The sequence below is a fragment of the Enterobacter sp. SST3 genome, assembly GCF_000286655.1.
Taxonomy (GTDB): Bacteria; Pseudomonadota; Gammaproteobacteria; order Enterobacterales; family Enterobacteriaceae; genus Enterobacter; species Enterobacter roggenkampii.
Window position 1 is genome coordinate 1 of the sequence record NZ_ALNS01000033.1, and the last position, 12749, is coordinate 12749.

The 12749-nt window shown below is 56.9% G+C and carries 12 protein-coding genes; 3 read left to right on the top strand and 9 right to left on the bottom strand.

Features of this window, described 5'->3' with window-relative positions:
• Positions 1-33: 33 nt before the first annotated feature.
• The 4 genes from B498_RS03520 to yfbV form a co-directional block, all read right to left on the bottom strand.
• Positions 34-1866, bottom strand: a complete 1833-nt coding sequence (locus tag B498_RS03520; protein WP_008502872.1) for an SLC13 family permease — start codon at positions 1864-1866, stop codon at positions 34-36.
• Between the two features lie 75 nt (positions 1867-1941).
• Positions 1942-2601, bottom strand: coding sequence for a sugar phosphatase (locus B498_RS03515; RefSeq protein ID WP_008502873.1), 660 nt, complete (start codon positions 2599-2601; stop codon positions 1942-1944).
• 11 nt (positions 2602-2612) lie between these two features.
• Positions 2613-3107, bottom strand: a complete 495-nt coding sequence (locus B498_RS03510) for a YfbU family protein (protein WP_008502874.1) — start codon at positions 3105-3107, stop codon at positions 2613-2615.
• A 91-nt stretch (positions 3108-3198) separates the two neighbouring features.
• Positions 3199-3654: a terminus macrodomain insulation protein YfbV gene (gene yfbV, locus B498_RS03505; RefSeq protein WP_008502875.1), complete on the bottom strand. Its 456-nt coding sequence runs from the start codon at positions 3652-3654 to the stop codon at positions 3199-3201.
• A 337-nt stretch (positions 3655-3991) separates the two neighbouring features.
• On the opposite strand from yfbV, the gene ackA reads away from it, so the two are divergent.
• Both ackA and pta read left to right on the top strand, forming a co-directional pair.
• Entirely contained in the window at positions 3992-5194 is a 1203-nt protein-coding gene (gene ackA, locus B498_RS03500) for an acetate kinase (RefSeq protein ID WP_008502876.1), read from the top strand.
• Positions 5195-5270: 76 nt separating this feature from the next.
• Positions 5271-7412, top strand: a complete 2142-nt coding sequence (pta, locus tag B498_RS03495) for a phosphate acetyltransferase (protein WP_008502877.1) — start codon at positions 5271-5273, stop codon at positions 7410-7412.
• Between the two features lie 111 nt (positions 7413-7523).
• On the opposite strand, the gene B498_RS03490 is transcribed toward pta, so the two are convergent.
• The 5 genes from B498_RS03490 to B498_RS03470 all read right to left on the bottom strand — a co-directional run bounded on the left by B498_RS03490 (position 7524) and on the right by B498_RS03470 (position 11506).
• The gene (locus tag B498_RS03490) at positions 7524-8477 is read right to left on the bottom strand and encodes a transketolase family protein (protein ID WP_008502878.1); all 954 of its coding nucleotides are present in this window, start codon (positions 8475-8477) and stop codon (positions 7524-7526) included.
• Positions 8470-9300, bottom strand: coding sequence for a transketolase (locus tag B498_RS03485; RefSeq protein WP_008502879.1), 831 nt, complete (start codon positions 9298-9300; stop codon positions 8470-8472). Before B498_RS03485 ends, B498_RS03490 begins: the two co-directional genes overlap by 8 nt.
• The gene (locus B498_RS03480; RefSeq protein WP_008502880.1) at positions 9297-10688 is read right to left on the bottom strand and encodes a PTS ascorbate transporter subunit IIC; all 1392 of its coding nucleotides are present in this window, start codon (positions 10686-10688) and stop codon (positions 9297-9299) included. The genes B498_RS03485 and B498_RS03480 overlap by 4 nt, the downstream gene beginning before the upstream one ends.
• A gap of 21 nt (positions 10689-10709) precedes the next feature.
• Complete coding sequence (locus B498_RS03475) at positions 10710-10982, bottom strand: PTS sugar transporter subunit IIB (RefSeq protein WP_008502881.1); 273 nt, start codon at positions 10980-10982, stop codon at positions 10710-10712.
• A gap of 80 nt (positions 10983-11062) precedes the next feature.
• Complete coding sequence (locus tag B498_RS03470; RefSeq protein WP_008502882.1) at positions 11063-11506, bottom strand: PTS sugar transporter subunit IIA; 444 nt, start codon at positions 11504-11506, stop codon at positions 11063-11065.
• Positions 11507-11740: 234 nt separating this feature from the next.
• Between B498_RS03470 and B498_RS03465 the strand changes: the two genes are divergently transcribed.
• Positions 11741-12749 (top strand): LacI family DNA-binding transcriptional regulator (locus B498_RS03465; RefSeq protein ID WP_008502883.1); only part of this gene is annotated, 1009 nt, incomplete at its 3' end.

The window sequence follows — 12749 nt, forward strand, 5'->3', positions numbered from 1 at the left end:
CGGGTAAGGCGCAGCCGCCACCCGGCAAAATGCTCAGAACGGAAACAGGACCGGTATCAATACCACGCACACCACCATCACCAGCACGGTGAACGGCACGCCCAGCTTCACGAAATCGCTGAACCGGTAGTTCCCCGGTCCCAGCACCAGCGTGTTTACCGGTGAAGAGACCGGCGTCATAAACGCCGCGGAAGCGGCCATCGCCACCATCATCGCAAACGGATACGGCGATACGCCCATGGACTTCGCCATCGCCAGGGCGATAGGTGCCATCAGTACCGCCGTCGCGGTGTTCGAGATAAACAGGCCGATGGTGGCGCACATGATAAACAGGCAGACCATCATCATGTACGGCCCATACCCGCCGCCCACGTCCATTAAGCCTTTAACGATCAGGTCTACCCCGCCGGTTTTTTGCAGCGCCAGGGCGAAGGGCATCATCCCGACAATGAGAATGATGCTCGGCCAGTGAATGGCCTTATAGGCGCTTTCGGCGTCAATGCAGCGGAATTTACCCATCAACAGGCAGGCGATGATTGCGGCGACCGGATTGGGGATCTCATCGGTCAGCATCAGCGCCACCATCAATACCAGGCAAAAAATCGCATGGGGCGCCTGGCTGTGCGCAGGCGACGCGTCGCTCTCCTCAACGGGCATGTTGAGCACCACAAAATCACGCCCTTTTTGCCCGAGCTGGCTAATCAGCTTCCAGTTACCGACGACGAGAAAAATATCGCCCAGCAGGATCGGCTCATCCACCACCGCCCCTTCCATCGCCACGCCATCGCGCTTCAGACCCACGACGTTCAGGCCATAGCGGGTGCGGAACCCCATCTCCCGCACGGTTTTGCCCAACAGTTCCGACTCCGGGATCAGCGACACCTCGGCCATGCCGACATCCAGCGCCTGATCGGAGAAATACTCCCCGCGCAGCACCATCGGCTCCAGCAGCTGTTCGCTGCAGAACTCGCGCAGGTCCACATCCGCGGTGGACATATCAATCAGCAGGACGTCACGCGCGCGGAATTCCGACACCCCGTTGACGTTGACGATCACCCGGCGAAACCGTCGCCAGCGCTCTACGCCGATCACGTTCGCGCCATAGCGCTCACGCAGCTTCAGGTCATCCAGCCGCTGCCCCACCATCGGCGAGCCGGGCCGGATCGCCAGACGGCGCGCGCGCCCGGTAAGGCGGTACTCTTTAATCAGATCGCGGAAGGTGCGTCGCTTCCATCCTTCTTTATTTTTCTCCTGTTTTTCACCTTTCAGGGCAAAACGGGTCAGCAGCATGTAGACCACGCCCATGACCAGAATGACCAGCCCAAGCGGGGTGACGCTGAAAAAGCTAAAGCCCTCAAATCCTTCCCGGATCAGTTCGCTGTTGACGACCAGATTCGGCGGCGTTGCCACCAGGGTCATCATGCCGCTGATAAGCCCGGCAAAGCTCAGGGGCATCATCAGGCGCGACGGCGAGCTCTGCATCCGCATGGAGACGCTCAGCACCACCGGGATAAAGATAGCGACCACGCCCGTGGAGCTCATAAACGCCCCCAGCCCGGCGACGGTCACCATCAGGTAGATTAGCATCTTGGTTTCGCTGCTGCCCGCCACCTTCACCAGCCACGACCCCATGATGGTCGCTACGCCGGTGCGCACCAGCCCATCACCGATAATAAACAGGGCGGCAATCAGGATAACGTTGGGATCGCTAAATCCGGAGAAGGCTTCCGGCAGCGTCAGCGTTCCGCTGAGCACAAACGCGACGATGACAAACAGGGCGACGGCGTCCATGCGTACCTTGCCCGTGGCAAAAAGAATGATGGCGATTAAAAGCAGGCTCAGGACCCAAATCAGTTCACCGTTCACAACCTATCCTTGTCAGTGGAAGATGAGGAATTTTGCCATAAAAAAGCCCCAGCAATGTGGGGCCATATCATGGGATTACATTTTTAGCGAGACGGTTACAACTCCGTCAGAGGCTTTTGAAACAGACAGTGCCGTCAGTGAATCCAGCACCAGGTCTGCCTCGTCCAGGCGGGGAGATTCCGCCGGAACGTTAACGGCGATGACGTGGCTTCCTGCGTTCAGCCCAGCCAGTACGCCAGCCGCCGCATCTTCGACCACCACGCACTCTGCAGGGTCCAGGCCCAGCAGTTCAGCGCCCAGTAAAAATGCGTCAGGCTCCGGTTTACCCCGCTTCACGCGCTCCGCCGTGATAAACACGTCCGGCGTTGGCAACCCTGCAGCCTTGTGCCGGGCGTGGGCCACCGGCACGGAACCGGAGGTGACGATAGCCCACGGGATCTGCGCCTCGTTCAGATGCTCAAGCAGCTCGCGCGCGCCCGGTAACGCGGTGATGCCGTCCGTATCGGTGGCTTCAATGTGTTCCAGGTACTTGAACTCCGCCTGAATGTCCTCCTCAGAGCGTCCGGCCAGGAAGTGCCGTAGCGAGGTGATGGCCTGTTTGCCATGGATAAAATTCAGCACGTCCTGATGGTTGATGCCATGTCTGTCAGCCCAATGGCACCAGGAACGTTCCACAACCGGCAGCGAGTCCACCAGCGTACCGTCCAGATCAAACAGAAAACCTCTACACTGCACACGCACCTCCGTCAGGCATTAATGATTTGTTGAATTTCGTTGCTGCTTAAATGGTACTGACGCGGGCAGGCGTGCCACGCGCTCAGCATACGCTGATATTTATCCCACATCGGGGTCTGCGCGTTGAAGCCGTGGGTGCCCGCGTCAAAGTGGGTATAACGTCCTTCCGTATTCACCATGAAGCGCACATAGCTGAGATAACGCGCTTCCGTTGCGGCATCAAAGCCTAAGAAGGTCACGCGGCGCTCGTCAATGGACTGCTGATCTTTGAGATTCGTCCAGGACACATGCAGGGCGTGATACATCTCCATAATGTCGATCACGATGCGACAGGTTTCTTCTTTCAGCTCGCCAAACTCGCGGTCCAGTTCGCGCATTTGTAGACCAAAGCCGCGTTCGACGATGGTTTGCAGGCGGCTGTAGCGCGCAGCGTTATCGGGATCAAGCATAGTCATCATCTTGTACTGGTTAGACAAAATCAGACGTTGGGCATGGGTCATTTCCATCTTTCGACTCCTGTAGCGCATTGCACTTAAAAAAAAGACACGGTAACTGATTGTTACTGTGCCCTCTTTTCTTGGTCGTTTCGATGATCAATCACAAGTCATCGAGGAATGTTTTATCCAGTTGCTTAAATGCACGCTTTAACGTGTCCGCCAGCGCCTGGTAATCCGGCTTGCCTTCCACCGGGGCGAGCGCCTGCCCGGCCTCTTCCAGTTTACCGCGCACTTCATAAAACCAGTGTAAAATAGAAGGGGGAAGTGGCGTGATGGACCGTTTACCTAACCACCACAGGCCCTGCATTGGCAGGCTTAATGCGAAGAGCGCCGTGGCAACGGCAGGACCAAGCTGTCCACCCAACGCAATCTGCCAGCACAGCGTAAAGATAGCGACAGGCGGCATAAAGCGAATCGCATAGCGCGTGGCGCGGATGGTGCGATTCTCAATAAACATCGGCGCAAGGCGCTTTTCCATCGGCCACGTCTTTGCGTAATGCTGTCCCCGACGAAACAGGCTAAAGAAATTAACGGACGGGTTCTCTGGTGTCGACATGGCTGTACCTCAACTTCACATATAAAAATTAAAATTTTCGTGCAAAACCACAACAAGCTATGACAACGTTCAAAATATTTTGTCATCACTACCCCGTATCGGGTATCCTGTGCCAGCCTGATAGGGCCTTAGACGAGAATCATTAGCTCGTCAAATTATTGCATATTATGCCATTGGCTGAAAATTGTGCAAAATGGCATAAAATCATAGTTATTTCTTCCATCATGCCACAATGTTCGTTTGGCATGATGTTAATCATAAATGTCCGGGTCATCATGCGTTACGCTGTTAGACTCACTGACGTTTTTTTAGCCACGTATCAATAATAGGTACTTCCATGTCGAGTAAGTTAGTACTGGTTCTGAACTGCGGTAGCTCCTCACTGAAATTCGCCATCATCGATGCGCTCAACGGTGACGAATACCTCTCTGGTTTGGCCGAATGTTTCCATCTGCCTGAAGCACGTATCAAGTGGAAGATGGACGGCAGCAAACAAGAAGCGGCTTTAGGTGCAGGCGCCGCTCACAGTGAAGCGCTGAACTTTATCGTTAACACTATTCTGGCACAAAAACCAGAACTGTCTGCTCAGCTGACTGCGATTGGTCACCGTATCGTCCACGGCGGCGAAAAATACACCAGCTCCGTGGTGATCGACGACTCTGTGATCCAGGGCATCAAAGACTCTGCCTCTTTCGCACCACTGCACAACCCGGCTCACCTGATCGGTATCGCTGAAGCGCTGAAATCCTTCCCGAATCTGAAAGACAAAAACGTGGCCGTATTCGACACCGCGTTCCATCAGACCATGCCGGAAGAGTCTTACCTCTATGCCCTGCCATACAGCCTGTACAAAGAGCACGGCGTACGTCGCTACGGCGCGCACGGCACCAGCCACTTCTATGTGACTCAGGAAGCGGCAAAAGTGCTGAACAAGCCAGTTGAAGAACTGAACATCATCACCTGCCACCTGGGCAACGGTGGTTCTGTTTCTGCTATCCGCAACGGTAAATGTGTTGATACGTCCATGGGTCTGACCCCGCTGGAAGGTCTGGTGATGGGTACCCGTTCCGGTGACATCGACCCGGCGATCATCTTCCACCTGCACGACACCCTGGGCATGAGCGTTGACCAGATCAACAAAATGCTGACCAAAGAGTCAGGCCTGCTGGGTCTGACCGAAGTCACCAGCGACTGCCGTTACGTTGAAGACAACTACGCAGAGAAAGAAGACGCTAAACGTGCAATGGACGTTTACTGCCACCGTCTGGCGAAATACATCGGCTCTTACACTGCGCTGATGGAAGGCCGTCTGGACGCGGTTATCTTCACCGGTGGTATCGGTGAGAACGCGGCAATGGTTCGTGAACTGTCCCTGGGCAAACTGGGCGTTCTGGGCTTCGACGTTGATCACGAGCGTAACCTGGCTGCCCGCTTCGGCAAGTCTGGCTTCATCAACAAAGAAGGCACCCGCCCTGCTCTCGTTATCCCAACTAACGAAGAACTGGTTATCGCGCAAGACGCGCACCGCCTGACTGCCTGATTCCACACCGCCAGCAATGCTGGCGGTGCTGTTTTGTAACCCGCCCGATTTGGGCGGTAACGAAAGAGGATAAACCGTGTCCCGTACTATTATGCTGATCCCTACCGGAACCAGCGTCGGCCTGACCAGCGTCAGCCTTGGCGTTATCCGTGCTATGGAACGCAAAGGCGTTCGTCTGAGCGTCTTTAAGCCAATCGCCCAGCCACGTGCCGGTGGCGATGCACCAGACCAGACCACCACCATCGTTCGCAAGAACTCCAATCTGCCGGCGGCTGAACCGCTGAAGATGAGCCACGTTGAGTCTCTGCTCTCCAGCAACCAGAAAGACGTGCTGATGGAAGAGATCATTGCCAACTACCATGCTAACGCGCAAGACGCGGAAGTGGTGCTGGTTGAAGGTCTGGTTCCAACCCGCAAACACCAGTTTGCCCAGTCTCTGAACTTCGAAATCGCGAAAACCCTGAACGCAGAGATCGTTTTCGTGATGTCTCAGGGCACTGACACCCCGGAACAGCTGAACGAGCGTATCGAACTGACGCGCAGCAGCTTCGGCGGCGCGAAAAATACCAACATCACCGGCGTGATCGTCAACAAGCTGAACGCGCCAGTGGATGAGCAGGGCCGTACTCGCCCTGACCTGTCCGAGATCTTCGACGACTCGTCCAAAGCGAAAGTCATCAAAGTTGACCCGGCTAAGCTGCAGGAATCCAGCCCGCTTCCGGTTCTGGGCGCGGTGCCATGGAGCTTCGATCTGATTGCCACCCGTGCAATCGACATGGCGCGTCACCTGAACGCGACCGTGATTAACGAAGGCGACATTAACACCCGTCGCGTGAAGTCCGTGACCTTCTGTGCGCGTAGCATTCCGCACATGCTGGAACACTTCCGCGCAGGTTCCCTGCTGGTGACCTCCGCAGACCGTCCTGACGTGCTGGTTGCAGCCTGCCTGGCCGCAATGAACGGCGTGGAAATCGGTGCGATCCTGCTGACCGGTGCCTACGAGATGGACCCACGCGTCAGCAAGCTGTGCGAACGCGCGTTCGCTACCGGCCTGCCGGTCTTCATGGTGAACACCAACACCTGGCAGACCTCCCTGAGCCTGCAGAGCTTCAACCTGGAAGTGCCGGTTGATGACCACGAGCGTATCGAGAAAGTTCAGGAATACGTTGCGGGCTACATCAACGCAGACTGGATCGAATCCCTGACCGCGACCTCCGAGCGCAGCCGCCGTCTGTCTCCGCCAGCCTTCCGTTACCAGCTGACCGAGCTGGCGCGTAAAGCGGGCAAACGCGTTGTTCTGCCAGAAGGCGACGAACCACGTACCGTTAAAGCGGCGGCTATCTGTGCAGAGCGCGGCATCGCGACCTGTGTGCTGCTGGGTAACCCGGATGAGATCAACCGCGTAGCGGCCTCTCAGGGCGTTGAGCTGGGCGCTGGCATCGAAATCGTTGACCCGGAAGTGGTTCGCGAAAGCTACGTTGCCCGTCTGGTTGAGCTGCGTAAGAGCAAGGGCATGACCGAAGCCGTTGCGCGTGAGCAGCTGGAAGACAACGTGGTGCTGGGCACGCTGATGCTGGAGCAGGACGAAGTTGACGGCCTGGTTTCCGGTGCGGTTCACACCACGGCGAACACCATCCGTCCACCGCTGCAGCTGATCAAAACCGCGCCAGGCAGCTCTCTGGTTTCTTCCGTGTTCTTCATGCTGCTGCCTGAACAGGTTTACGTTTACGGCGACTGCGCGATCAACCCGGATCCAACCGCAGAGCAGCTGGCAGAGATCGCTATCCAGTCCGCAGACTCCGCGACCGCTTTCGGTATCGAGCCGCGCGTGGCGATGCTCTCCTACTCCACCGGCACATCTGGTGCAGGTAGCGACGTAGAGAAAGTGCGTGAAGCGACCCGTATTGCGCAGGAAAAACGCCCTGATCTGATGATCGACGGCCCGCTGCAGTACGATGCCGCAGTCATGGCTGACGTTGCAAAATCCAAAGCGCCGAACTCTCCGGTTGCAGGTCGCGCTACCGTGTTCATCTTCCCGGATCTGAACACCGGTAACACCACCTACAAAGCGGTACAGCGTTCTGCCGACCTGATCTCCATCGGGCCAATGCTGCAGGGCATGCGCAAACCGGTGAACGACCTGTCTCGTGGCGCACTGGTAGACGATATCGTTTACACCATCGCGCTGACAGCGATCCAGTCTTCGCAGCAGCAGTAATGTATTGCCGGATGGCGTTTCGCTTATCCGGCCTACAAAACCGTAGGCCCGGTAAGCGCTAGCGCCACCGGGCAACAAAAAGGCGACCACTTAACCGGTCGCCTTTTTTATTTACAGCAGCTCTCTCGCCGCCGATACAATCTCATGTGCCGTCAGGCCATACTCTTTCTGCAGGAAATCCTGCGTTCCCACCTGGCCGTAACGCTCCTTGACCCCGACCCGCCGCATCGGCACCGGACAGGTTTCCACCAGCACTTCTGCCACCGCCGACCCCAGCCCGTTGTGAATGCTGTGGTTTTCACAGGTCACGATGCGCCCGGTTTTCTCGGCGTAGTTTTTCACCAGCATCCGGTCGATGGGCTTCAGGGTAAACATGTCGATGACCGCCGCGCTGACGCCCTCCTGCTCAAGCTGCCGCGCCGCCTCAAGGGCTTCTGCAACCATGATGCCGTTGGCAATCAGCGTGATATCGCTCCCCTCGCGCAGCACGTTACCTTTTCCAATGGTGAAGGTGGAGCCCGGCGCATACACGCTCGGCGCCTGCTTACGAATGGTCCGCACCCAGTAGAAGCCGTCGAGATCGATAAGCTGGCGCAGCACGTCCTCAAACATCACCGCATCGGTGACTTCCAGCACCACCGAATGCGCCAGCCCGCGCACAATGCCCATATCCTCAAACGACATATGCGTTCCGCCGTTGTGGCAGGCCGTCACGCCCGCGTCTGAGGCAATCACCTTTACGTTGTTGCGCTGATAGTCGAGGGACATAAACAGCTGGTCAAAGCAGCGGCGGCTGGCAAAGGCGGTGAAGGTGTGAACGAACGGCTTGCGGCCGGTAAGCGACAGCCCGGCTGCCGTGCCGATGACGTTAGCTTCCATAATGCCGCAGTTAATCACGTGCTGCGGATAATCGCGCGCCACGCCGTCCATCGCCATCGAGCTCATCAGGTCGGCTTCAAGCGCAATGATGTCGCTTCCGGCCTCAATCTGCTTTGCCACGAAGCCCGCGTAAACTTTACGCATCTCAACGGCGTCTTTCTGTCCTGCCGGTGCAACCTTAATCATGTGAAGCCTCCAGTTGGCGAATCGTCTCATTGAGGGCCGCTTTGCTCTCCGCGGTCAATCGCAGGTGGTGCGAGTTGCTGAGCTGCTCCAGATACGGCACCCCCTTGCCTTTGATGCTGTCAAGGATCACCACCCGCGGGCGAGCGTCCGCGGCAGGCACCCGGGACGTTACCTCCAGCAGCGCCGGAATGTCGTCCCCCTTGACCGTCACCACGTCAAAGCCAAAGGCGCGGAATTTGCCCTCGAGGTCGAACGCGCAGATGATCTCATCCAGCTCGCCGTCGAGCTGCTGTTTGTTCCAGTCGACAAACACCGTCAGGTTGTTCAGGCGATGGTGGGCAATAAACTGGAACGCTTCCCAGCACTGCCCCTCGTTCAGCTCGCCGTCGCCGACGATGCAGAAGACCCGATTCGGCCGTCCGGCCAGCCTGTGCGACAGCGCCATGCCGCCGGCGATGGAAATCCCCTGTCCCAGCGAACCGGTGGTAGCATCTACGCCGCGCGTTTTCAGACGGTCCGGGTGGCTCGGCAGGCGCGTCCCGTTTTGGTTGAGCGTGCTCAGCTCTTCTGTCGGGAAGTAGCCCTTGATCGCCAGGGTGCTGTAGAGCGCGGGGCCCGCATGGCCTTTTGACAGCACGAAATAGTCTCGCTCCGGCCAGTCCGGGTCCGCCGGGTCGATTTTCATCACCGCGCCGTACAGCACGGCCAGGGTTTCAACCACCGACATGCTGCCCCCGTAGTGGCCAAAGCCCAGCTGCGTCAGGGATTTCAGCGTCTCCAGGCGGATCTGACGCGCGAGTTCGGTTATCTCTTTCTCATTCATGATTTGGCTCCGGTGTTTTCCTGCGCGTTACCGCCCGCAGGTTTGTTTTTCGCGAAGACGTTGTACGCCACCAGCAGCGCGAACAGCGCCACGACCAGCCCGGTGATGGCCAGCGGCGACAGGAAGCGCGCCAGGTTGCCGAGCACAATCCCAACCGCGCCGAAGTCGGCGTCAGAGAAGGTGGTGTTAGCAAAGCCAATCGCGCCCAGTACCGGCAGCAGCAGGACCGGCAGGAAGGTGATCAGCAGGCCGTTGGCAAAGGCCCCTATCATCGCCCCGCGGCGTCCGCCGGTGGCGTTACCGAACACGCCCGCGGTTGCGCCGGTGAAGAAGTGCGGCACCACGCCCGGGAGGATCAGCACCCAGCTAAACTGACCGCAGATGAACAACCCCACAATCCCGCCGAGGAAGCTGAACAGGAAGCCAATCAGCACCGCGTTAGGTGCATAGGGATACACCACCGGGCAGTCCAGCGCAGGACGCGCGTTCGGCACCAGTTTTTCCGAGAAGCCGGTAAAGGCCGGGACGATTTCCGCCAGAATCAGGCGTACGCCCTGCAGGATGATGAACACGCCTGCCGCGAAAGTGATAGCCATGATGATGGCGTACACGAGGTAGTTCTGACCGGCGCTGAAGGTGGCCTCGACGTACTCACGCCCGGCGCTCACCGCCAGGATGAGGTAGATAATCATCATGGTCAGGGAGATGGAGATTGAGCTGTCGCGCAGGAAGCTCAGGTTCTTCGGCAGGTTCATCTCTTCCGTTGAGCGGGAGCCCTTACCGACCTTGCTGCCAATCCAGCCGGACAGCACGTAGCCCAGCGTGCCGAAGTGGCCGAAGGCAATCTCATCGTTGCCGGTTATGCGCTTCATGTAGCGCTGCGCAATCGCCGGGAAGAAAGCCATGATCAGGCCGAGGATCAGCGACCCGGTAAAGACCAGCCCTACGCCTTCAAAGCCCGCCACCGTCAGGATCACGCCAATCATGCACGCCATATAAAACGTATGGTGTCCTGTCAGGAAGATATACTTCAGGCGGGTAAAGCGGGCGACGATAATATTCGCCACCATCCCGAAGGCCATAATCAGCGCGGTCGCTGCACCGTATTTTTCGAGCGCAATGGACACAATGGCTTCATTGTTTGGAATAATGCCCTGAATAGTAAAAGCGTGTTCAAACATGCCGCCTAACGGATTTAACGATCCGACCAGCACGGTGGCACCACCGCCCAGTACAATAAAGCCCAGAATAGTTTTAATGGTCCCTTTCACCACGTCCGAAAACGTTTTTTTCTGCGCAACCAGACCAATAAGCGCAATTAAGCCGACCAGCACCGAAGGGACTTTTAAAATATCAACAACGAAATTCAGCGTTTCAAGGATAAACATATCCACCTCGCCTTATCAGGGTTATTGTCTTTCGAACCAGGCGCGCAGCTGCGCTTCAAGTTCGTTGATGTCGATGATGTTGTTGATCACCACCAGCTGGCTGTCCGGCACGCTGGCGCTGGCCGCAATGTCTTTTGCCATCACGAACAGATCGGCCGCGCCCGGCGTCGCCGAGGAGAGATCGGAGTGTTCAACCTCAGCCTCAATCTCCAGCTTTTTGAGCACCTTTTTAATATTCATTTCGACCATAAAACTGCTGCCCAGGCCAGAACCGCAAATAGCCATGATTTTCATTGTTGTCCCCTTATTTTGAGTAGAGTACGCCCCATCACGCTGACGCGTAATGTAGTGAAAAACCGGATTACAGAATTAAATCAGAAGCGGTTAATAATTGTTTTAATTTCCTCCAGGGTATTCGCCTGATGCAGTTTCTCCATCTCCTCGTCGCTGGAAAATAATTCTGCGAGTGCGGATATCATTTCGATATGGCTATGTTTGTCAGGTGCCGCGAGCATGATAATCACATCGACAGGGTCAAACTCACCGGCACCAAACGAGACGCCCTGTTTTAGTTTTAATAACGACAACCCCAGTCCTTTGGCGCCTTCCTCCGGCCGCGCATGCGGCATCGCCAGCCCTGGTGCCAGCACATAATAAGGTCCTAACGCGTGGTGCTGCTTGATGATGGCCGTGACGTAGTCAGGCTCAATCACCTGCAAATCCAGCAGCGGCTTCGCGCACAGCTTCAGCGCCTGCGGCCAGTCTTCCACGCTCTCCTGCAGCGTGATGGTTGTATCATATATCCATTTTTTGAGCACTTTTCACTCCCGCCACACGTTTAAGATGAGCAAACTTTATTCAACGCATCGCGGAATGACTGCGATCGCGATCACAAAGATAGCGCTACCAATCGTTAACATGCAGAAATGTGATAGCGCTATCAAATTGCAATCACGTTGCTAAATCACAGCAAAAAAAGGGATTTAAGGCGTATACTGCCTGTCACGTGAAACGAAGGAAAAAAAGAACGCGTCTGGTCAGCAGGAAGGTGTATGTCTCTAACCCGAAAACGGCGCAGTACTGGTAAAGTGACACTCGCCGATGTCGCACAGCTTGCCGGTGTGGGCACGATGACCGTGTCCCGTGCGCTTCGCACGCCCGAACAGGTTTCCGATAAACTACGAGAAAAAATTGAAGCTGCCGTGCAGGAGCTGGGTTATATGCCTAATCTTGCCGCCAGTGCCCTTGCCTCGGCGTCGTCATGGACGATAGCCATGGTGGTGCCCAACCTCTCCGAAGCCGGCTGCTCGGAGATGTTCGCCGGGCTTCAGCAGGTGCTGCAGCCTGCCGGATATCAGATCATGCTGGCAGAATCCCAGCATCGTCTTGAGCAGGAGGAGAAGTTGCTGGAGACGCTGCTGGCGTCAAATATCGCCGCAGCGATTTTGCTCAGCGTTGAACATACCGACACCGTTCGCCACTGGCTGAAAAACGCCTCGATTCCGGTGATGGAGATGGGCGCCATGCGCGCCGATCCGATTGATATGAACATCGGGATTGATAACGTGGCGGCCATGTTTGAGCTCACGGAAATGGTTATTAAGCGCGGCTATCAAAACATTGGCCTGCTGTGCGCCAACCAGGAGCAGTGGATTTTCCAGCAGCATCTGCAGGGCTGGTATAAAGCCATGCTTCGCCACCATATGTCGCCTAACCGGGTCATTAACGCGGCGATGCCGCCGAGCTTCTCGACCGGCGCGGCGCAGTTGCCCGAATTCCTGCTGGCATGGCCTGAGCTGGATGCGCTGGTGTGCGTCTCTGACGAGCTGGCCTGCGGCGCGCTGTACGAGTGCCAGCGCAGGCGAATCAAAGTGCCGGACGATCTGGCAGTGGTAGGGTTTGGCGATAGCGACGTGAGCCGCGTCTGTCAGCCGCCGCTGACGACCATGGCGGTGCCGCATCGTAAGATTGGCATCGAAGCCGGGAAAGCGCTACTGGAGCGCCTGAATGGCGGAGACTGGCGCGATCAAAAGCCCATCGCGTCCAGCCTGTGTCTGAGAG

Excerpts from the sequence above, each read along its gene's own strand:
- B498_RS03510 (WP_008502874.1), bottom strand. The coding sequence starts at position 3,107 with ATGGAAATGACCCATGCCCAACGTCTGATTTTGTCTAACCAGTACAAG.
- yfbV (WP_008502875.1), bottom strand. The coding sequence starts at position 3,654 with ATGTCGACACCAGAGAACCCGTCCGTTAATTTCTTTAGCCTGTTTCGT.
- ackA (WP_008502876.1), top strand. The coding sequence starts at position 3,992 with ATGTCGAGTAAGTTAGTACTGGTTCTGAACTGCGGTAGCTCCTCACTG.
- B498_RS03490 (WP_008502878.1), bottom strand. The coding sequence starts at position 8,477 with ATGATTAAGGTTGCACCGGCAGGACAGAAAGACGCCGTTGAGATGCGT.
- B498_RS03485 (WP_008502879.1), bottom strand. The coding sequence starts at position 9,300 with ATGAATGAGAAAGAGATAACCGAACTCGCGCGTCAGATCCGCCTGGAG.
- B498_RS03480 (WP_008502880.1), bottom strand. The coding sequence starts at position 10,688 with ATGTTTATCCTTGAAACGCTGAATTTCGTTGTTGATATTTTAAAAGTC.
- B498_RS03475 (WP_008502881.1), bottom strand. The coding sequence starts at position 10,982 with ATGAAAATCATGGCTATTTGCGGTTCTGGCCTGGGCAGCAGTTTTATG.